This is a genomic window from Acidovorax sp. Root217, assembly GCF_001428645.1.
Classification (GTDB): Bacteria; Pseudomonadota; Gammaproteobacteria; order Burkholderiales; family Burkholderiaceae_C; genus Acidovorax.
Genome location: NZ_LMIH01000012.1, coordinates 939,010 through 960,669, shown reverse-complemented (window position 1 = coordinate 960,669; position 21,660 = coordinate 939,010). Strand labels below are relative to the sequence as shown.

The 21,660-nt window shown below is 67.8% G+C and carries 17 protein-coding genes and 1 pseudogene; 14 read left to right on the top strand and 4 right to left on the bottom strand.

The window, feature by feature from the left end:
* Positions 1–34: 34 nt before the first annotated feature.
* Complete coding sequence (ahpF, locus tag ASE31_RS14435; protein WP_057202338.1) at positions 35–1,642, bottom strand: alkyl hydroperoxide reductase subunit F; 1,608 nt, start codon at positions 1,640–1,642, stop codon at positions 35–37.
* 182 nt (positions 1,643–1,824) lie between these two features.
* Positions 1,825–2,400 (bottom strand): alkyl hydroperoxide reductase subunit C, encoded by a 576-nt coding sequence (gene ahpC, locus ASE31_RS14430; RefSeq protein WP_007854684.1) that lies wholly within the window; start codon positions 2,398–2,400, stop codon positions 1,825–1,827.
* A 359-nt stretch (positions 2,401–2,759) separates the two neighbouring features.
* Here ahpC and bfr point away from each other — a divergent pair, with 359 nt between their 5' ends.
* The 14 genes and pseudogenes from bfr (at position 2,760) to ASE31_RS14370 (ending at position 20,401) form a co-directional block, all read left to right on the top strand.
* Positions 2,760–3,236 (top strand): bacterioferritin, encoded by a 477-nt coding sequence (gene bfr, locus ASE31_RS14425; protein WP_057202336.1) that lies wholly within the window; start codon positions 2,760–2,762, stop codon positions 3,234–3,236.
* A gap of 328 nt (positions 3,237–3,564) precedes the next feature.
* Entirely contained in the window at positions 3,565–3,741 is a 177-nt protein-coding gene (locus tag ASE31_RS31610; protein WP_157412473.1) for a hypothetical protein, read from the top strand.
* A gap of 101 nt (positions 3,742–3,842) precedes the next feature.
* Positions 3,843–4,151: a hypothetical protein gene (locus ASE31_RS14420; RefSeq protein WP_057202334.1), complete on the top strand. Its 309-nt coding sequence runs from the start codon at positions 3,843–3,845 to the stop codon at positions 4,149–4,151.
* Positions 4,148–5,866, top strand: coding sequence for a PepSY domain-containing protein (locus ASE31_RS14415; protein WP_057202332.1), 1,719 nt, complete (start codon positions 4,148–4,150; stop codon positions 5,864–5,866). The genes ASE31_RS14420 and ASE31_RS14415 overlap by 4 nt, the downstream gene beginning before the upstream one ends.
* A 10-nt stretch (positions 5,867–5,876) precedes the next feature.
* Positions 5,877–6,209 carry a DUF3325 domain-containing protein gene (locus tag ASE31_RS14410; RefSeq protein ID WP_057202330.1) on the top strand — a complete coding sequence of 111 codons (333 nt, stop codon included), beginning with the start codon at positions 5,877–5,879 and terminating at the stop codon, positions 6,207–6,209.
* Between the two features lie 74 nt (positions 6,210–6,283).
* On the top strand, positions 6,284–8,446 hold the full coding sequence (locus ASE31_RS14405; protein ID WP_157412472.1) for a TonB-dependent siderophore receptor: 2,163 nt from the start codon (positions 6,284–6,286) through the stop codon (positions 8,444–8,446).
* Between the two features lie 106 nt (positions 8,447–8,552).
* A complete protein-coding gene (locus ASE31_RS14400; RefSeq protein ID WP_057202328.1) occupies positions 8,553–10,637 on the top strand; it encodes a TonB-dependent siderophore receptor in 2,085 nt (694 codons plus the stop codon).
* Positions 10,638–10,849: 212 nt separating this feature from the next.
* Complete coding sequence (locus ASE31_RS14395; protein WP_200961110.1) at positions 10,850–12,037, top strand: PepSY domain-containing protein; 1,188 nt, start codon at positions 10,850–10,852, stop codon at positions 12,035–12,037.
* Complete coding sequence (locus ASE31_RS14390; RefSeq protein WP_057202327.1) at positions 12,034–12,267, top strand: hypothetical protein; 234 nt, start codon at positions 12,034–12,036, stop codon at positions 12,265–12,267. Before ASE31_RS14395 ends, ASE31_RS14390 begins: the two co-directional genes overlap by 4 nt.
* 33 nt (positions 12,268–12,300) lie before the next feature.
* The gene (locus ASE31_RS14385) at positions 12,301–14,508 is read left to right on the top strand and encodes a TonB-dependent siderophore receptor (RefSeq protein ID WP_057202325.1); all 2,208 of its coding nucleotides are present in this window, start codon (positions 12,301–12,303) and stop codon (positions 14,506–14,508) included.
* A gap of 154 nt (positions 14,509–14,662) precedes the next feature.
* Positions 14,663–15,379, top strand: coding sequence for a TonB-dependent receptor (locus tag ASE31_RS14380; protein ID WP_057202324.1), 717 nt, complete (start codon positions 14,663–14,665; stop codon positions 15,377–15,379).
* A 284-nt stretch (positions 15,380–15,663) separates the two neighbouring features.
* Entirely contained in the window at positions 15,664–17,775 is a 2,112-nt protein-coding gene (locus tag ASE31_RS14375; protein WP_235514473.1) for a TonB-dependent siderophore receptor, read from the top strand.
* 334 nt (positions 17,776–18,109) lie between these two features.
* Positions 18,110–18,199, top strand: a pseudogene (locus tag ASE31_RS33110) (MHYT domain-containing protein); the annotation flags it as partial.
* Positions 18,191–20,401: a diguanylate cyclase domain-containing protein gene (locus ASE31_RS14370; protein ID WP_369819459.1), complete on the top strand. Its 2,211-nt coding sequence runs from the start codon at positions 18,191–18,193 to the stop codon at positions 20,399–20,401. The pseudogene ASE31_RS33110 and the gene ASE31_RS14370, both read left to right, overlap by 9 nt.
* A 46-nt stretch (positions 20,402–20,447) precedes the next feature.
* Here ASE31_RS14370 and ASE31_RS14365 read toward each other — a convergent pair whose 3' ends face one another.
* On the bottom strand, positions 20,448–21,122 hold the full coding sequence (locus ASE31_RS14365) for a GNAT family N-acetyltransferase (RefSeq protein ID WP_057202318.1): 675 nt from the start codon (positions 21,120–21,122) through the stop codon (positions 20,448–20,450).
* Positions 21,119–21,640, bottom strand: coding sequence for a MarR family winged helix-turn-helix transcriptional regulator (locus tag ASE31_RS14360; RefSeq protein WP_057202316.1), 522 nt, complete (start codon positions 21,638–21,640; stop codon positions 21,119–21,121). The genes ASE31_RS14365 and ASE31_RS14360 overlap by 4 nt, the downstream gene beginning before the upstream one ends.
* Positions 21,641–21,660 lie beyond the last annotated feature (20 nt).

Here is a 21,660-nt window from a genome sequence, read left to right as displayed (position 1 = left end):
AGGCTCCCGTTCATCCCATGCTGGGCCTGCAGAATCACGCAGCCACAGCCTCGGGCACTGCCTCAGCCGTGGCCTTGGCCACCACCGGCATGCGGATCAGGTGGTCGAAGGCGGCCAGGGCAGCCTTGGAGCCATCGCCAGCAGCAATCACGATCTGCTTGAACGGCACCGTGGTGCAGTCGCCTGCGGCGAACACGCCGGGCAGGTTGGTGCGGCCATGCGAGTCGACGATGACCTCGCCGAACCTGGACAGCTCCACCGTGCCCTTGAGCCATTCGGTGTTGGGCACCAAGCCGATCTGCACGAACACGCCTTCGAGCGGCACCAGGTGCTCTTCGCCCGTGACGCGGTCCTTGTACTTGAGGCCATTGACCTTGCCATCGGCACCGGTGATCTCGGTGGTCTGCGCGTTGGTGTGAATGCTCACGTTGGGCAGGCTCTTGAGCTTGTTGACCAACACGGCATCGGCCTTGAGCTGGTCGGCGAACTCGACCAGCGTGACATGGGCCACCAGGCCAGCCAGGTCGATGGCGGCCTCGACACCCGAGTTGCCGCCGCCGATCACCGCCGTGCGCTTGCCCTTGAACAGCGGACCATCGCAGTGCGGGCAGTAGGCCACGCCCTTGTTCTTGTACTCGGCTTCGCCGGGCACATTGACGTTGCGCCAGCGCGCGCCGGTGGACAGGATCACCGTCTTGGAATGCAGCGTGGCACCGTTGGCCAGTTGCACGCCGATCAGGCCGCCGGGCTCGCTGGCGGGGATCAGCTTGTCGGCGCGCTGCAGGTTCATGATGTCCACGTCGTAGGCACGGGTGTGGGCTTCCAGGGCAGCGGCGAACTTGGGGCCGTCGGTCTCCAGCACCGAGATGTAGTTCTCGATGGCCAGCGTGTCGTTGACCTGGCCGCCGAAGCGCTCGGCCGCCACGCCGGTGCGGATGCCCTTGCGGGCGGCGTACACCGCCGCGGCGGCGCCGGCAGGGCCGCCACCGACGATGAGCACGTCGTACGGCGCCTTGGCCGACAGCTTGGCGGCGTCGCGGGCTGCCGCGCCGGTGTCGAGCTTGGCGATGATCTCCTCGACCGACATGCGGCCCGAGGCGAAGACCTTGCCGTTCATGAACACCATGGGCACGGCCATGATCTCGCGGTCGGCCACTTCCTGCTGGAAGGCACCGCCCTCGACCACCGTGGTCCTGATCTTGGGATTGAAAATGGACATGAGCGACAGCGCCTGCACCACGTCCGGGCAGTTGTGGCAGGTCAGGCTCATGTAGACGTCGAACTCGAAGTCGCCGTCGAGCGCGGCGATCTGCTCGATCACCTCGGGCTCGACCTTGGGCGGATGGCCACCGGTCCACAAGAGGGCCAGCACCAGCGAGGTGAACTCATGGCCCAGGGGCAGGCCGGCAAAGCGCAGCGAATTCGTGCTGCCCACGCGCTGCAGGCTGAACGAGGGCTTGCGTGCGTCCTGGCCATCGGTGCGCAGGCTGATCTTGTCGCTGCGCAGGGACTGGATGGTGGTCAACAGCTCCAGCATCTCGCGCGAGGTCGCGCTGTCGTCCAGGGAGGCCACCAGTTCGAACGGCTGCGTCACGCGCTCCAGGTAGGCGGCAAGCTGGGTCTTGAGTTGGTCGTCGAGCATGGTGGTGTCCTTTCGAGTTCTGGCTTATAGGGTGGGGGCCAAGGCCGCTTGTGGCAAGCCTGGGTCCGCAACAGAGCGTAAAAAATGGGCGAAAAAAAGCCGGACGGCATGGCGCACGCGCGCCATGACGCTGTCCGGCTGGGGAGCGGCCCCAAGGCCGCTCTGCCGATGCAATCAGCCGATCAGATCTTGCCGACCAGGTCCAGCGAAGGAGCCAGGGTCTTGGCGCCGTCGTTCCACTTGGCGGGGCACACTTCACCGGGGTGGGCGGCGGTGTACTGGGCGGCCTTGAGCTTGCGCACGGTTTCCTTGACGTCGCGGGCGATTTCGTTGGAATGCACTTCGGCGGTCTTGATGATGCCGTCGGGGTTGATCACGAAAGTGCCGCGCAGTGCCAGGCCTTCTTCAGGGATGTGCACGCCGAAGGCATTGGTCAACTGGTGCGTTGGGTCGCCAACCAGGGGGAACTTGGCCTTGCCCACGGCGGGCGAGGTTTCGTGCCAGACCTTGTGCGAGAAATGCGTGTCGGTGGTGACGATGTAGACCTCGGTGCCAGCCTTCTGGAATTCGGGGTAATTGTCGGCCGCGTCTTCGATTTCGGTGGGGCAATTGAAGGTGAAGGCGGCAGGCATGAAGATCAGCACGGACCACTTGCCTTTGAGATCGGCTTCGGTCAGGTCGATGAACTCGCCCTTGCCATTGCGGTTGACGAAAGCGGTGGTCTTGAAGGGTTGAACTTGCGTGTTGATCAGGGACATTGCTGTTTCCTTAAGGGTGGTTGAACTGACTACGGAATGAAGTTTAGGCCTTCTGAGGCCATCAATCCAATTAATTGATTTGATTGAATCAATTGCCTGTGACTATACTTAGAAACCCGGCCCTGCGTCTGTTGCGGGTTGAAAGCGGCTGTTGCAGGCGCCTGGGTCCCCGGCATGACTGTGGGCAGCTTCTGTGAATTTTTGGCGAAAACCCCTGGCCGAGGCACCGCGAAGAGCACCGAACGCGAACACAACTCAGCATCACACGCAGCCAATGCAAAGGTACGGGGGCTTGCCTTGCGTGCGGCGCCCGCGCTCACGACAATCAGCGGCGAATCACATAACAAGGAGGTCTCCCCATGCAAGGCGACGCACAGGTCATCGGCCATCTGCAGGCCCAGCTCAAGAACGAGCTCACCGCCATCAACCAGTACTTCCTGCACTACCGCATGCTCAAGCACTGGGGCTTCGACAAGCTGGCCAAGAAGGAATACCAGGAGTCGATCGGCGAGATGAAGCACGCCGACGTGCTCATGGACCGCATCTTCATGCTCGACGGCCTGCCCAACCTGCAGGACCTGGCCAAGCTGCAGGTCGGTGAGGACGTGCCGGAGATCCTGGCCTGCGACCTGAGCTCCGAAAAAGGCGCCCAGGCCACCATCAAGGAGGGCATTGCCCACTGCGAGACCGTGCGCGACTACGTCTCGCGCGACATCCTGCAAAAGATCCTCGACGACACCGAGGAGCACATCGACTTCCTGGAAACCCAGATCGAGCTGATCGCCAAGGTCGGCCTGCAGAACTACCTGCAGTCGCAGATGAGCGAAGAAGACTGAGATTTCCCCGTTCACGAGTCGCCCCACGAAGACAGTAGAAAAAGCAGACTCGACCATAAAAAGACTGACAAACCAGCGCCAACGACAAGTACCCCACACCTTCCACAACGGGCCTCGGCCCGTTTTTTTATGCCCGCTCGCCGGACAACAGTGGCTCGACGGCGCCAACGTTGTTGCAAACGCACACACGTTGCAAACAAACAATGAGAACCGTTCTCAATTAAGTAAACTACGGGCCCAGCCAGCAGCCCGCCTCCACAGCGCGTCCCCAGCACGGGGGCGCGTTCGTTCACGCACCCTCTCCTGCCAGCCAACCATGAATTCCGGGATGCCCCCGCATCCCGCGCCGCGCCTGTGCGCGGCCTTCATCCGTTGGCTGCGCACCGTCGTCATGGCGCCGCCGCCTTCGGGTGCCACGCCTTGGGTGACGCCGCGCCTGCCATGCAAGCACTACCAACACCCCTGGCCGCAAGCAACCACCGAACGCGACACCAGGGAGTACTGACATGCACCGCCGCTTGCCCCACCAGAACGACCACCACCGCCTGGGCCCGTGCACCGCCTCGCCCACACGGCGCGGCGGCTTCTGAGGCAGGGAGGCTCGTCATGAAAACGACCCATCCCGGCTGGCGCTACCGCCTGGCCATCACCTCGCGCGCGCTGGCCGCCACCGCTGGCGGGTATGCGCTGGCCGCCGCCTTCACCGCCGCCCTGTCCCTCGCCCTGGCCCAGGCCATGCCGCGCGTGGAAGCGGTGCTCACCGCCACCATGCTGGCCTGGCTGGTCTACGCGGGCGCCGCAGGCTGGGCCTTCTACGCGCGCACGGCCTGGGGCGCCTGGGGCGGCACCCTGCTACCCGCGCTGCTGCTGGGCGCCGGCGCCATGGCGCCGCGCTGGCTGGAGACGCTGCAATGACCGACGCCACCGCCTCCTCCCCTGCACTGCGGGCAGCGCGCGAACAGGCCCGCGAAGGCTTTCGCCAGGCCATGTCCTGGCTGCACACCTGGGCCGGGCTCGTGCTGGGCTGGCTGCTGTTTGCCATCTTCCTCACGGGCACGCTGTCGTTCTTCAAGACCGAGCTGAACCTGTGGATGCGGCCCGAGCTGCACGGCATGCCGCCCGCCACCGCCGACGTGGCCGAGCGCGCCGTGGCCGCCATGAACAGGAAAGTGCCCGACGTCACGCAGTGGATCCTGCGCATGCCCGACGAGCGCCAGAATGCCGTCACGCTGCTGTGGCGCGACACGGGCAATGGCCGCTTCGAGACCCTGCTCATGAACCCGCAGACCGGCGAGACGGTGGACGCGCGCAAGACCATGGGCGGCGAGTTCTTCTACCGCTTCCACTACGAGTTGCGCACCGCGCAGAAAAGCCGTTGGGCCATCGAAGGCCGCTGGGTGGTGGGCGTGGCCACCATGCTGATGTTCATCGCCCTGCTCACTGGCGTGGTCACGCACCGGCGCATCTTCAAGGACTTCTTCACCTTCCGCCCGGCCAAGGGCGGGCAGCGCGCCTGGCTTGACGCGCACAACGTCACCGGCGTGCTGGTGCTGCCGTTCTACCTGATGATCACCTTCAGCGGGCTGATGATCTTCCACACGCTTTACATGCCCTCGGGCATCGCTGCGGCCTACCAGGGCCCCAAGGGCGTGGATTCGCAGACCTACTTCGCCGACCTGCAGGGCGAAAAGCCCGAGCGCCGCGTGCGCCGCAACCCCGGCGACAAGGTGGAACCGCTGCCCGCAGCGATGCCGCTTGCCGCCATCCTGGAAGCCGCGCGCCAGCGCTGGGAGGGCGGGCGCATCGGGGGCATCCAGGCGCGGCGCGACGCACAGGGCACGCCGGTGGTGGAGGTCACGCGCCACGAAGGCGACCGCCTGCAGTACCGGCCCGAGCGCATGCTGTTCCACGGCACCACCGGCGCCGTGCTGGAGCAGACCGACGCCACCACGCCCGCCGCCGTGACCTACGGCGTGCTCTACGGCCTGCACCTGGGGCGCTTTGCCGGCCCGGGCATGCGCTGGGTGCTGATGGGCTTCGGCCTGCTGGGCAGCCTGATGATCGCCACCGGCATGGTGCTGTGGTCGGTCAAGCGCAGCGCACAGGGCCAGCGCAAGGGCAGCGCTGCAGCCGATGGGCCGCTGCGCCTGCCATTCGGCCAGCGCCTGGTGGCCAGCCTCAACATCGCCTCGCTCGCGGGCCTGCCACTGGCCTGCGCCGTGTACATGGCGTCCAACCGGCTGATTCCACTGGACGCGCCCGAACGGCCCGATGCCGAGCTGTCGTACTTCTTCGGCGCCTGGGGCGTGGCCCTGCTCTGGGGGGTGCTTTTCCCCAACCGGCGCGGCTGGTCGCTGGTGCTGGCCCTTGCCGGCGCCGCCTGGGCAGCGCTGCCGCTGCTCAACGCGCTGACCACGTCCACCCACCTGGGCATCAGCCTGCCTGCGGGCGACTGGCTGTGGGCCGGCATGGACCTCAGCTTCCTGGCCACCGGTGCGCTGCTCTCCTGGCTCGCCTGGCGCCTGCGCCCGGGCCGGCCGCTGCCGGGCAAGGCAGGCCGCAAGGCCGAGGTACCCACCCGCGCCGCAGCCATGGCCACACCCGATGCCCTGCCGGCCTCCCAGGCCTGAACGAGTCGCCATGTCCGCCTTTTTCTTCTGCTTTGCCGCCTGGTCTGCCATTGCTCTGGGCATGGACCGCCACCACGATGATGCCCTGGGCCGCGAGACCGCCACACCCCGCCTGGCGCAACTGCGTCGCGTGGGCTGGCTGCTGCTGGCCCTCTCGCTGTGGCTGGCCGCGCGGCCCCACTCGGGCACCCCCTCATCGCTGGGTCTGACGGCCTGGACCATCGCACTGTCGGTGGCCGCCGTGGCCGTCACCGCAGTGATGACCTGGCAGCCCCGTCGCGCGCCAACGCTGGCCGGCGCAGCCCTGCTGGCCGGGCTGGCCGCCTGGGCCGCCGGGTGGTGATGGGCTATCCATCCCCGCCCGCCCCCTCTCCGGTTTCGTTTTCTTCCATCGCTGTGTCCCGCCCAAGGTATCCCATGCCCCTGCATCCCCTGCTCTCTGACGTACGCACGCCTGTGGCTGCGGCCCTGATCGCCGCCTTCGGCACCCCTGTTCTGGCCCAGTCCGTCCCCGCGCCCCGCGCGCCCCAGACGCTGGGCGAGGTCACCATCAAGTCGGGCGCTGCGGACGACGCCTACGCCCCCGCTGCCAGCACCACGGCCACCAAGGGCAGCGCCCCGCTGCGCGATGTGCCCCAGGCCGTCAACGTGGTCCCCGGGCAACTGCTGCGCGACCAGGGCGCGCGCTCCATGGAAGACGCGCTGCGCAACGTGCCCGGCGTGGCCATGAGCCATGGCGACGGCCAGCGCGACCAGGTGGTGATCCGCGGCTTCACGGCCATCGCCGACCAGTTCGTCGATGGCGTGCGCGATGACGCGCTGTACTTCCGCGACCTGGCCGACATCGAGCGCATCGAGGTGCTCAAGGGCCCCGCCGCCGTGCTCTACGGGCGCGGCTCGTCGGGCGGGCTCATCAACCGCGTGACCAAAAAGCCCGTCTTCGGCACCACCTTTGGCGAAGCCACCGTGGGCCTGGGCAGCCACGCCTTTCGCCGCGCCACGGCCGATGTGAACCTGGGCATCAACGATGCCGCCGCCTTGCGCCTGAACCTGGCGGGCGAGGATTCGGGCAGCTACCGCGACCAGCAGTTCGTCAAACGCCACAACTTCGCACCCTCGCTGGCGCTCAAGCTCGCACCCGAGACCCAGTTGCTGCTGCAGTACACCAACGCCCGCGACCAGCGGCTCACGGACTTCGGCATCCCCGCGCTCAACGGCCGCCCCGTCAACGTGCCGGCCGGCACCTACTACGGCTCGGGCACGGCGGTGAAGGACGACACCAGCACCAGCAACGTCCAGTCCTTCACGGCCACGCTCAACCACCGCTTCAACGACGACTGGTCGGTGCGCAACGTCACCCGCGTGTACGACTACACGCTGGACCGCTACAACACCCTGCCCAGCGGCACCACCGACCCGGTCACGATGACCGTGGGCCGCACCCGCAGCCTGGTCTTTCGCGACGAGAGCGGCGTGTTCAACCAGACCGACGTGACCTGGCGCAACCACCTGGGCGGGCTGCGCCAGGAATGGCTGATGGGCATGGAGCTGGGCCAGCAGAAAAAGCGCGCCGAATCCATCTCGGGTGGCGTGGTGGACCGCGTGAGCATCCTGAACCCCGGCAACGTGCCTACGCCTGCCATTCCCGCCAGCGCCTACACCGCCACCGGCGCCATCCCCAGCCACACCGAACAGGGCACCATGGGCCTGTACCTGCAGGACCAGATCACCCTGGCACCGCAGTGGAAGGCCTTGGTGGGCGCGCGCTACGACGTCTTCAAGCAGGACACCCGCTTTGACCGCACCCTGGCCAGCCTTGAGCGCACCGACAGGAAATTCAGCCCGCGCGCCGGCCTGGTCTGGCAGCCCAGCGAACAGGTGTCGTACTACGTGTCGTACAGCAAGTCCTTCCAGCCCTCGGGCGAGACCTTCGCACTGGCGGCCAACAACACGGCCAACGAGCCCGAGATCACGCAGAACAAGGAGATCGGCGTCAAGCTCGACCTGCTGGATGGCCGCCTCAACCTCACTGGTGCGCTCTTCAATCTGGAACGCACCAACATCAAGAACACCGACCCGTCCAACCCTGCGCGCCAGATCAACGTGGGCACGCAGCGCACCAACGGGCTGGAGCTCACCGGCAGCGGCCGGCTGTCCGGCTGGGACGTGAGCGCAGGCTATGCCTACCTCAATGGCCGCATGACCAAGTCCCTGGCCACGGCCGCCAGCAGCCAGTTGCCCACGGTGAACGTGCCCTCGCAGGGCAAGGTGGCCGCGCTCACGCCGCGCAACTCGGCCTTCCTGTGGGCCATGAAGGATGTGGGCCACGGCCTGCGCCTGGGCGGCGGCGTGAGCCACGTGGGCGAGCGCTACACGTCGCTGACCAACCTGGTCACCCTGCCCGCCTACACCACGGTGGACGCCGCCCTGCAGTACACGCTGGGCCAGTGGGGCCTGGACGTGAACGTGAAGAACCTCACCAATCGCAAGTACTACGTGTCGGCCCATGGCAGCAACGACAACCTGATCCTGCCCGGCTCGCCACGTGCGCTGCAGGTCACGCTGCGCACGCGCTTCTGAGTCTTTTATTTCAACCGTCACCCACCGTGCCCATGCCATGACACAACGCCGCCTTTCCACCCACCGCCTTCGCGCATCCAAAGTGCCCTCATTTCCACTGACCACCATGGCCCGGATGGCCGCCTGCAGCTGCCTGATAGCCGCCACCGCCCATGCGCAGGATGCCGCCCTGCCCGAGGTGAAGGTGACCAACTCCATCGACACCACCGAAGGCACGGGCCAGTACACGGCCCGCAAGCTCAGCGTGGGCAAGATGGAGCAGGCGCCGCGCGAGATTCCGCAGTCCATCAGCGTCATCACGCGCCAGCAGCTCGATGACCGCAACGTCACCAAGGTGGAAGACGCGGTCAAGTTCAGCACCGGCATCAACGTGACCCGCTTCGATGGCGCGGGCAACTACAACACCTTCCAGTCGCGCGGCTTCGACCTGGGCTCCATCCAGCTCGACGGTGTGCCCATCCCGCAGGGCAACTACAGCACGCTGGACGCCGCCATGTACGACCGCATCGAGGTGCTGCGCGGCCCCGCCGGCATGCTGCAGGGCGGCAGCGAGCCGGGCGGCACCGTGAACCTGGTGCGCAAGCGCGCGCCGGGCAAGCTGATGCTCAACGCCGATGCGTCCGTAGGCTCCTTCGGCCTGCGCCGCGGCGAGGTGGACGTGGGCGGAGCCCTCAACGCCAGCGGCACAGTGCGCGCCCGCGCAGTGGCCGTGGCAGAAGACCGCGACAGCCATGTCGACACGCTGTTCAACAACAAGCGCATGGGCTACGGCACGCTGGAATGGGACATTGCCCCGTCCACCACGCTGTCCATCGGCGGCGCGCAGCAGCGCGTGCGCGCCTCCATCGATCAGGGCCTGCCCACCTACGCCGATGGCCGCCTGGCCAGCCTGCCGCGCAGCGCCTTCTCGGGCCTGGCGTCCAACCGCCAGGACCTGGAGACCACCGACCTGTTTGCCGAACTGGAGCACCGCCTGTCGGGTGGCGGCACGGTGCGCCTGTCGGCCCGCGATGTGGACCGCACCGCCTTCTACAGTGCCGCCCGCGCCAACAGCGCCCTCGCCCCCAACGGCAACTTCACCATGGAAATGGTGGATGGCCTGACCCATGTGAAGACACGCAACTACGACCTGTTCGCCAGCCTGCCGGTCGACATGGCGGGCCGCACCCACCGCCTGCTGGTGGGCGCCAGCCGCAACGAGGGCAAAAGCTACGACAACAACTTCGTCTACGGCACCCCAACCCAGGCCAACCTGCTCTCACCCAACTACAGCGCCCCCTACCCGGCGCTTGTGCTGCCCGGCTACACGGCCATCACCACGCGCACCGAGAACGCGCTGTACGGCCAGGCGCAGGTCAGCGTGGCGGACGCCGTCAAGGTCCTGGCCGGCGGGCGCCTGAGCTGGGCCGACGCGGTGACGCGCAGCACCAGCACCGGCGCCGCCACGAGCGTGGCCGACCCGGGCCGCCAGTTCGTGCCTTCGGTGGCGGTGCTGTACGACTTCCACCCGCAGTACACGGCCTATGCGGGCTACTCCGAGACCTTCGTGGTGCAGAGCCAGCTCGACATCGACAAACAGCTGCTCGATCCCCGCACCGGCAAGCAGGTGGAAGTGGGCGTGAAGGGCGAGTTCCTGGACAAGCGCCTGCAGGCGCATGCCGCCATCTTCCGCATCATCGACGAAGACCGTGCCATCGCCGACTCCCGGTTGGCTGGCGCCTTCTACGCCGGCGGCAAGGTGCGCTCGCAAGGCTTCGAAGCCGAGGTCAGCGGCCAGCCCCAGCCCGGCTGGGACGTGGTGGCCGGCTACGCCTACAACGACACGCTCTACCTCAAGGCACCGGTGGCCCAGCAGGGCCAGGTGTTCAGCCCCGTCACGCCGCGCCACAGCGTGAACCTGTTCACGCGCTATGCCTTCACCTCGCCCGCGCTGCGCGGCTTCAGCATCGGTGGCGGCATCTCCTACCGCAGCGAGTTCTATGTGCAAAGCGGCGCACTTCGCATCACCTCGGGTGACTATGTGCTGGCCAGCGCCCAGGTGGGTTACCAGATCAACGACCAGTTGGCGCTGAACCTCTCGGTGGACAACCTGTTCGACAAGACCTACTACGAGAAGGTCTCGGGCGTCGGGCGCCAGAATTTCTACGGCGAGCCGCGCCGCGTGACGCTGGCGCTCAAGGCAAGGTACTGATCACGCCCACCCTGCGGCGTTGGCAAAACCCGGCGCTCCCCAGGGACGCCGGGCTTTTTTTGGGCATCAAAACAACAAGCCAAAGACAACGCAAAAACAAATCATTCTTACTTGCATTGTAAAATTCGGGCCCAAATGCCGTCTCGGCCCTGCAGCCGTGGCGGCCCTCGTCCATCGACATGACCCAAAGGGGGTCCACCGAGCCCCGAACCATGCTGTCATCCACCGCCATCCGCCGCTGGTCCTGGACCCACAAGTGGTCCAGCCTGGTCTGCACCATCTTCATGCTGCTGCTGTGCCTCACGGGCCTGCCGCTGATCTTCCACCACGAAATCGGCCACCTGCTGGGCACGGAGGTCGAGGCGCCCGCCATGCCCGAGGGCACGCCACGCGCCAGCCTCGATACCGTGATCACCGCCGCCAAGGCCGTGCACCCCGGGCGCATGGTGCAGTTCGTCTCGCAAGCCGAGGACGACGACAAGGTCTGGTTCGTCACGCTCACCCACACGCCCGATCCGACCGAGGACTTCAAGTCCGTCGCGGTGGATGCGCGCACCGCCAAGGTGCTGTCCGACATTCCCACCAACCAGGGCTTCATGAACCTGATGTTCCGGCTGCACGTGGACCTGTTCGCGGGCCTGCCGGGCAAGCTGTTCCTCGGTTTCATGGGCCTGTTGCTGCTGGTGGCCATCGTCACCGGCGTGGTGCTGTATGCGCCCTTCATGCGCAAGCTGCAGTTCGGCGACGTGCGGCGCGAGCGCTCCACACGGGTGAAGTGGCTTGATCTGCACAACCTGCTGGGCGTCGTCACCCTGGTCTGGGCCCTCGTGGTGGGCGCCACCGGCATGATCAACACCTGGGCCGATCTGATGATCAAGTACTGGCAGTACGACCAGCTGTCGACCCTGCTGGCGCCCTACAAGGGCAAGCCCGTGATCGCCATGGACCAGCGCGGGCCGCTGCAGCAGGCAGTGGACGCCGCGCGCACGCACGCGCCAGGTAACAAACTGTCGTTCATCGCCTTCCCCGGAACCTCGTTCTCAAGCCCGCACCACAACACCGTGTTCCTGCGCGGCGCCGAGCCCCTGACCTCGCGCCTGCTGCAGCCGGTGCTGGTCGATGCGCACAGCGGCCAGGTCACCGCCGCGCCGCAGTTGCCGTGGTACCTCACGGCGCTGCTGGTCTCGCAGCCGCTGCACTTCGGCGACTACGGCGGCATGCCCATGAAGATTCTCTGGGCGCTGCTCGACATTGCCACCATCGTCGTGCTGGGCAGCGGCCTGTACCTGTGGCTGCGCCGCAGGGCGCCTGCTTCGGCCGCCGCGCCTGCAACCGCCACGGCCACCGGCCTGCCCGCCGGCGCCACGGCCACCATGGCCCGCCCGGAGCAGTCCGCATGAAAAACGCACCCACGCCGTTTCGCACCCTGTGGGGCTGGCCCATCGTGCTGGGGCTGCTCATCGCAAGCGGCCTGGCCACCGCGCTCATCTCGGACACCTGGGGCGACTGGTGGTCCTGGGTCGGCCTGGGCCTGCCCGTGGCCGTGATGGCCTGGTTCGCCTGGCGGCCCACGCCGGCCGCATCCCCAGCCGATCCCGACCCCGGCGATGACCCTGCCGCCCCTTTCTGACACCGCCCACTCCGTTCACTTCCTCTGACCGCCATGCACCACTCCCCACGCTTCCCTCTGGTCCCACGCACGCCAGCGGCCCTGGCCGCCGCCCTGCTGTGCACGCTGGCCCTGCCCGCAGCACTCGCGCAGACCGCTGCCGGCAGCGACAAGACGCTCTCCACCGTCACCGTGAACGCCAGTGCCGACGCATCGGCGCAAGGCCTGTCGCCCGCCTATCCCGGCGGCCAGGTGGCGCGCGGCGGCCGCGTCGGCATCCTGGGCACACGCGATGCGATGGAGACGCCGTTCTCCGCCATCAGCTATACCAATGAATTGATCCAGGACCGCCACGCCCGCAGCGTGGGCGACGTGCTGCAGAACGACCCCACGGTGCGCGTGGCCCGGGGCTTCGGCAACTTCCAGGAGTCGTACTTCATCCGCGGCTTCATCCTGGGCTCGGACGACACGGCCTACAACGGCCTGTATGGCCTGCTGCCGCGCCAGTACATCGCCACCGAGTTGTTCGAGCGCGTGGAAGTGCTGCGCGGCGCATCGTCCTTCCTCAACGGTGCCAACCCCGGTGGCGGCGGCCTGGGCGGTGCCATCAATCTGCTGCCCAAGCGCGCCCCCAACGAGCCCCTGAGCCGGGTCAGTGTCGGCGTAGGCAGCGGTGGCCACAGTGATGTGGCAGCCGACATCGCCCGCCGCTTCGGCCCCGATGGCAGTGCCGGCATCCGCGTGAACGTGGCCTCGCACAATGGCGGCACCGCCGTCGACGACGAGAAGGCCAAGCTCGGCCTGGCCGCCGTGGGCCTGGACTGGCGCAGCCGCGATGTGCGCCTGTCGGGCGACATCGGCTGGCAGGACCACAAGCTGAACCGCACCCGCACCAACGTCACGCTCGGCGCAGTGACCGCTGTGCCGACCGCACCCGACGGCAACACCAACTTCGCGCAGCCCTGGGCCTTCTCCAACGAGCGCGACACCTTCGGCACGCTGCGCGGCGAGTGGGACATCAGTTCCGACATCACCGCCTGGGCAGCTGCCGGCGCGCGCAGCGGCACCGAATCGAACTCGCTGGCCAACCTCTCGGTGGCCAATGCGGCCACCGGCGCAGGTACGACCTACCGCTTCGACAACAACCGCAAGGACAATGTGAACACCGGCGAGCTGGGCCTGCGCGGCAAGCTGCAGACCGGCAGCGTGGGCCACGAATGGGTGCTCGCGGCGTCCACATTCAGCCTGGACAAGAAGAACGCCTATGTCATGGACTTCGGCAATACCCAGGCCACCAACCTCTACAACCCGTTGTACACCGCCACGCCGGCCTACAGCGGCACCGCGCTGCGCGGCGGGGTGATGAACAACCCGCTGACCACAGGCCGCATCAAACTGAGCAGCGTGGCGCTGGGTGACACGCTGTCGATGCTGGACAAGCGCCTGCTCGTGACGCTGGGCCTGCGCCACCAGAAGTTCGACATCGCCAATTTCGCCTACGCCACCGGCGCCCAGAGCGACCGCTATGACCAAAGCCGCACCAGCCCCCTGCTGGCTGCGTTGTACAAGCTGGACAAGAGCCTGTCGGTGTACGCCAACTACGCCGAAGGTCTGAGCCAGGGCGATACCGCCCCGTCGACCGCATCCAACCGGGGTGTGATGCTGGCACCCTACGTGTCCAAGCAAAAGGAAATCGGCGTGAAGTACGACGCCGGCCGCGTGGGCGGCAGCCTGGCGCTGTTCTCCACCGACAAGCCACGCTCCGTGGTTGATGCAGCGGGCATCTTCAGCGCGAGCGGCAAGGACCGCCACCAAGGTGTGGAACTGGCCATGCAGGGCGAGGCCGTGAGCGGCCTGCGCGTGCTCGGCGGTGCCACCTGGCTCGATGCCAAGCAACAGCGCACCGGCTCGGCCCTCACCGAAGGCCAGCGCGTGATCGGCGTGCCCAAGCTGCAGGCCAACCTGGGGCTGGAGTGGGACGTGCCCGGCGTGCGCGGGCTGGCCCTGGATGGCCGCCTGGTGCATACCGGATCGAGCTATGCCAACGGCACCAACACCTTGCGCGTGGCCGGCTGGAACCGCCTGGACCTGGGTGCCCGCTACCTGACCGAGATGGGCGGCAAGCTGGTCACTCTGCGCGCACGCATCGACAACGCGACCAACAAGAACTACTGGGCCTCGGTGGGCGGCTACCCAGGCTCGGGCTACCTGGTGGTGGGTGCTCCCCGCGCCTTCAGCCTGAGCGCCAGCGTCGATTTCTGATTTTCCGGTTCCCCGCCTGCAGGGGGTCGGTCAGCCACTGCCACCGGCTGCGCCCGGCGCAGCGAGCCACATACCCCGTCCCCGCTTCGGCAGGGGTGGAGCGATTGTTCGAGTCCGTTTTTTTCTGCATCCAACCCTTGAAAGGAAGACTTCCATGACATCCTCCCTGAAACCCCTGCTGGCCGCCGCCCTGCTGATCGCCGGCGCCACCACGGCCCAGGCCCACCAAGTGTGGCTCGAAAACGCCGGCGGCCAAGCCCGCCTGCACTTCGGCGAGTTCAATGACAACCTGCGCGAAACATCCCCCGGCTCGCTGGACAAGTTCAAGGGTGTGCCCGTGCTAGAGCAGCGCGCCGGCACCGCCAGCCAGAAGGTCGAGGGCAAGCTCACCAAGGACGCCTTCGCCTACACCGTGACCGGCAATGCCGACACGCTGTTCGCCGCCGCCACGTACCCGCTGATCGACCGCAGCAAGCGCAACCTGCCCGCCATGTACTGGCAGCCCTCGGCCCGCTGGGTCGCCAGCCTGGCACAACCGGTAACCCCCGGCCAGACGCTGGACCTGGTGCCCACCGGCAAGCCCGGTCAGCTCAAGGTCGTGTTCAACGGCAACCCCCTGCCCAAGGCCAAGGTACAGCTGGTCTCGCCCGCCGGCTGGAGCCGCGAAGCCGAGTCCGCCGCCGACGGCACCGTGGAGTTCCTGACCCCCTGGAAGGGCCAGTACGTGGCCGAAGTGCATCACACCGACAAGACCCCGGGCGAAGCGCAGGGCGAAAAGTACGGTGAAGCCAGCTACGTCACCACGCTGAGCTTCGTGCAGGCCGAGGGCGCCGTATCGCCACCGCTGCCACCCGCACCCGAAAAGCACTGACCACCCGCGCCCGAAGGGGCGCCAACCCCCGACACAGGTGGCTGCAGGGCCATCGAACCTGGTAGGGGGATTTCCAGGGCATCCGGACCTGCACCCGGCCCCTTTTCCTCTCGCCAGCCACTGCCACCGGCAGCCTTCACGGCGCCGGCCGCGCACCGCCACACCCCAGCCAACCAGCCTTCGCCGCCGCATGGCCGCAGGCTGCACCACTGCCATCGACAACCATGCCATCCCATTGCCTCGCGCGGCTTCCGCGCACTGCCATTGCACACGCCGCGTTCCTGATGGTCTGCAGCGCCTGTGCACAGGCCCAGACCGCCACGCCCCCCGCCGCTGAAGCCACCCTCGCCCCCGTGACCGTGCAATCCGGCGCAGAGCGGGAGAACCCCACGGCGCCGGTCGCCGGCTTCGTGGCCAAGCGCGCCCTGAGCGCCACCAAGACCGACACGCCGCTGCTCGAAACACCCCAGGCCATCAGCGTGGTGACCCGTGACCAGATGGAGGCCCAGGGCGTGCAGACGCTGCGCCAGGTCACCGCCTACACCGCCGGCGCCGTCTCCAACTACTTCGACAGCCGCGTGGACAGCTTCAGCGCGCGCGGCGCCAATGTGTCCCAGTACCAGGACGGCCTGCTGCGCACCTACGGCACCTACAACAGCAGCCGGCCCGATCCGTACACGCTGGAGCGCGTGGAATTCCTGCGTGGCCCGACCTCGGTGCTCTATGGCCAGGGCAGCGTGGGCGGTGTGCTCAACCTCACGAGTAAGCGCCCCCAGGCCGAGACCGCGCGCGAAGTGCAGGTGCAGGTGGGCAGCCATGCACGCAAGCAGATCGCCGCCGACCTGACCGGCGCGCTCGATGCCAATGGCCAGTGGCTGTACCGCCTGGTGGCCGTGGGCCGCGACAGTGGCACCCAGGTTGACCATGTGGCCGATGACCGCACGGTGCTGGCCCCCTCTCTGACCTGGCGCCCCAGCGCGGACACCTCGCTCACGCTGCAGGGCCTGTACCAGAAGGACAAGAGCGGATCGCTGATCGGTTTCTTCCCCTGGCAAGGCACGCAGTTGCCCAGCCCCTATGGCCAGATCCCGCGCTCGGCCTTCATCAGCGAGCCGGGCTGGGATGCCTTCAACACCGAGAACAGCTCCTGGGGCTACCTGTTCAGCCACCGCCTGAACGATGCCTGGACCGTGCGCCAGAACCTGCGCCGCACCGTGACCGAGGTGGACTACCGCACCATCTACACCAGCTTCGCCGCCAATGCCGCCACGGGCCGCCCAGCGCGCCCGGTGTTCAACAGCGACAACCGCAGCGTGGTGCGCGATGCCTCCTGGAACCTCAACACCGGCCGCATGCTGCTCATCGACACCCAGCTCGAGGGCAAGCTCAATGCGGGCGCCACGCAACACACGCTGCTGGCAGGCCTGGACATGCAGCGCAACCACTCGGGCCAGTCGGCCTGGCGTGCGCTGGCCCCGTCCATCGACGTGTACAACCCCGTCTACGGCAATTTCACAGCCCCCAATGCATCGGCCCTGGTGCGCCAGCCCGGCGTGGCGCAGCGCCAGCTCGGCTTCTATGCCCAGGACCAGATCACCTGGGGTCGATGGACGGCCACGCTGGGCCTGCGCCACGACAGCGCCAAGACCGACACCGAAGGCCGCCCCGTGGCCGCCGTGGACGACAAGGCCTGGACCAAGCGCGCCGGCGCCACCTACCAGATGGATGGTGGCTGGGCCCCGTACGTGGGTTACTCCGAGTCCTTCCAGCCGCTGGGCGGCGTGGACGTGTACGGCACACCCTACAAGCCCACGCGCGGCAAGCAGTGGGAGGCCGGCGTGAAGTGGCAGCCACCAGGCCAGGGCATCTCGGCCTTTGTCGCTGCCTACCAGCTGCGCGAGACCAACCGCAAGACCAATGACCCGGCAGACCCGCTCAACAGCCTGCAGATCGGCGAGGTCAAGGTCACCGGGCTGGAGGCCGAGATCACCGCCAGCCTGGCCAGCCACTGGGACGCCACCCTGGCCTACGGCTACACCGATGCCAAGATTTCTCGCAGCAACGCTGGCGACCAGGGCCTGCCCGTGGCCAGCGTGCCCAAGCACACGGCATCGGCCTGGCTGTCGCACCGCTTTGCCTCCGAAGGGCGCGGCGGCTGGACCGTCGGCGCCGGCGTGCGCTACACCGGCTCGCAGTGGAGCGGCACGTCTGCCATCACCACCCCTTCGGCCACGCTGGCAGATGCCCTGCTGGCCTACGACGCGGGCGACTGGCGCCTGGCCTTCAACGTGACCAACCTGGCCGACAAGGTGCACATCACTCAGTGCCTGGCGCGGGGCGACTGCTTCTATGGGCAGGGGCGCACCTACGCACTGACCTCGACCTACCGGTTCTGAGAGACTGAGAATCTTTCGTCCACGCCCGCCTTGCACGCCAAAACACCCCGGATCGTCGTTGCAAATGCTCGCCATAGCCCGAGCTATGGCTGTGCTTTACGCCTAGATCCGAGGCGTTGTGGCGCGCACTTCGGACACGGCCAAAAAATTCCCAGCCTCTGAGGCACCGGTCCAGCCGCTGCTGCTGCGGCGGCGGCGTGCAAAGCAAAGCTTTCAGCCGCCGCAGGGAACCGCTAGCATGGTTGTCCGAGGAGGATGTCCACGCGTTTCCCAGGGGAGGTGTCGATGAGTCTGCGCATGCCAGCCGCCCCGCACAGGGGCCGGATCCCGGGCGCCCATGCAGGGTAGCTACGACCTGGTGCTGGTGCTGCTGTCGGTCGCGACGGCGGTGGTGGCATCGTTCGTGGCGCTGGACATGGCCTCGCGGGTGGCAGCAGCCATCGGCAATGCGCGCCGCGCACTGCTGTGGCTCGGGTGCGGCGCCCTGGCCATGGGGACCGGCATCTGGTCCATGCATTTCGTGGGCATGCTGGCCTTTTCGCTGCCGGTGCCACTGGCCTACGACGCCGGCACCACGCTGGCATCCTGGCTGGTCGCCGTGCTGTCCTCGGCATTGGCCCTGCACACGGTCAGCCGGCGGCACCTGGGCTGGCAACGCCTGCTGGTTGCGGGCACGCTCATGGGCCTGGGTATCGCCGCCATGCACTACCTGGGCATGGAAGCGATGCAGATGCGCCCGCGCATCGCCTACGACCCCTGGCTGTTTGGCCTCTCGGTGCTCGTCGCCATCGCGGCCTCGAGCGCAGCGCTGCTGATCTGCTTTCGCCTGCGCCACGAAACCGTGCTGACGGGCTTTCGCAAGAAAACTGCCAGCGCACTGGTCATGGGGGCCGCCATCGCCGGCATGCACTACACGGGCATGGCGGCCGCCAACTTCGCCCCCGGCAGCGTCTGCGGTGCAGGGCCGGCCGGCATCGGTGGCAGTTGGCTGGGCTTCATCATCAGCGGGCTGGTGGCGCTGTTCCTGGTCACCACGCTGCTGATTTCTGTCTATGGCGCCATGCCACCGACCATCCGCTCGCGCCTGGTGTTCCTGGTGGTGGCGGCCAGCCTGCCCGTGTCCCTGATGGCCGTGGTGGTCATGGTCTACGACTACCAGCGCCTGCGCGAGCAGCAGGCCAGGGCGCTGGTGGTCACGGCCCGCGCCATCATTGCCACCGTGGACAAGGACCTCGCCGGTGTCGAGTCGGGCCTCAGGGTGCTGTCCACGTCCCGGTCGCTGCTGGACGGCAACCTGCCCGCCTTCCAGCTGCAGGCCGAGGATGCGCTGGGCCACCTGCACGTGGCGGCCCTCGTGCTGGAGGACGGCCATGGCAGCGTGCTGATGGACACCCGTCTGCCGCCAGGCACCCACTCCACCACCCCATCGCACGGCCCCCGCCCAGCCTCATCCTCCTTCTCGCAAGCGGCCTTTCTGCAAACCCGTTTCGAGAAGGAGACTGCCGTCACGAACGCAGTGCCCGTGGCGCCCGGAAACGCCGGCAAGGCCCCTGCTTCGGACCAGTGGCTGAGGGCCAGCCTGTGGCCCGAACGGCTGACCCAGTTGCTGAACAACCAGCACCTGGCCAGGGACTGGATCGTCTCCATCCACGACGCCGAGGGGAGCATCGTCGCGCGCAGCCACGAGATGCGGCGGTTTGTCGGGGCCAAGGGCGCCCCGCGGCTGCTGGAGCGGCTGGCCCAGGTGGATGAGGACTCGGTGGATGCCGTGACCCTGGAAGGCATTCCCGTGCTCTCGGCTTTCAGCCGCTCACCCGCCACGGGCTGGGCGGTCTCCATCGGCATTCCAAGCAACAGCCTCAGCACCCCGCTGCTGAGCACGGTCGCGTGGCTGATCGCAGGCCTGGTGCTGATGCTGACCGCCAGCCTGCTCCTGGCCTGGCGCATCGGCGGCAGCATCGCCAATGCCGTGCAGGCCTTGACCGGGCCGGCGTTGGCCCTGGGTTCGGGCGCCCCCATCGTGGTGCCGCCCCTGGGCCTGACGGAGGCCGACAAGGTGGGCCACGCACTGCGCCAGGCCGCTCACCTGCTGGACACGGCGAAGCACGAGGCCCACCATGACATGCTGACGGGCCTGGCCAACCGGACGCTGTTCCGGCAGATCGTGCAGCAGCAGCTGGCGCAGGCCCACCGCAACGGCGGCAACGTCTCCATCCTGTTCGTCGATCTCGATGGGTTCAAGGGCATCAACGACGCCCACGGCCACGCGGTCGGCGACGCCCTGTTGCAGCAGGCCGCCCAGCGCCTGTTGCTGGAGGTGCGGGGCGGCGACCTGGTTGCACGGCTGGGGGGCGACGAATTCGCCGTGGCACTGGTGCAGCCGGGCTTGCGGGGCACGGCCAAGGTGGCTGGCAAGCTGGTGGAAAGCCTGGCATCCCCGTTCCTGATCGAGGGCCTGGTGCTGCAGATTTCCGCGAGCATCGGCGGTGCCAGCTACGGCCCGCATGCCACCACCGGCCTGGCCAGTTGCGAGGCCCTGCTGCAGCAGGCCGACAACGCCATGTACCGGGCCAAGGAGGCGGGGAAACGGCGCTTCGTCATGGCCGAGCCCCTGCGCTCCAGGTAAGGCCGGCGCGGCCCGGGCAAGCGTTTGCAGGCAACCTCGCCCGGGACTACCGCGCCAGCACGGCCACCTGCACCTCCGTCCGGGTCTGGAAACCCAGGCTTTCATAGAGCGCGATGGCCGCGTGGTTGGTGGTCCAGGCATGCAGGAACGCCTGTTCGCCACGCTGCTGGATGGCGTGCGCCACCACCGACGACAGCTGGCGCGCGAGGCCGCGCCCCCGGAAGTCGGGATGGGTGCAGACCCCGCTGACTTCCGTGGCGCCCGCAAAATGCATGCGCTCGCCAGCCATCGCGGCCAGCCGCCCCCCGATCCTCACGCCGACGAAGCGACCCATGGTGTGCGTGCGCGGCAGAAAGGGGCCGGGCTCGGTCAGTTGCGCGAGCGCCAGCATCTCGGGCGCATCCGCATCGCCCAGTGCCAGCACGGCCTCTTCTCCCCGCTCGGGCGTGACGGGCTGCATGGCCAGCATCTGCACGCCCTGGGCACTGCGCACGATCTGCAGGCCCGGCGGTACCTGCACGGGTGGAACCTGCGCCAAGTAGACGGATTCTCCCGTCCCCACCAAGTCCGCCAGCGCCGCAAGGCTGGCGCTGTCGTCATCGCGCGCGGACGCGAACAGGTTCACGTCGCGCCGGTAGCGCCTGGCGAGGTCCCTGCCTTCGGCGAGCTGCGGCGCATGCAGCAGAGAGGCCCACACAGGGCGGTCGAGTGGGCTGTTCATCGGGATGCCTTTCCTTGGAATCGCGCGGGCTGTGCCGCGATGGACACTGCGGCACGCTGCAGCAGCGAGGTATGTTCCAGGCCCGCCTCCAGCGCGGCCAGTTGTTCCAGCAGCGGGCCTTCGAGCGGTGCGCAGATCTGGGCCACCGAGGCCTCGATCACCGGCCAGACCTCGCGCCGGGCACGCTCGACCAACACATGCCCGGCCTCGCTGAGTTGCACCTTGCGGATGCGCCGGTCGTCCTTCAGGGAGCGGGATTCCACCAGCCCGCTGGCCTCGAGCCCCCGCAGTGAGCGCGTGACCACCGGCTGGCTGACACCGACCGCTGTGCTCAGTTCCCCCACGCCCAGCGGGCCATGCCGGTCCAGCGCTGCGAGCAGCGGGAAATGGGCCGCGGGCATGTCGATGCCATGCCGGGCCATGAGCGCCTGGGTCTGCGCCTGCAGCGACTCGCCGATGCGCCGAAAGCGGGTGCCGAGCGTGAGGAATCCGAGTTCCTTGACAGTGTCGTGGACCATGGTATTAATCTTTTGATATA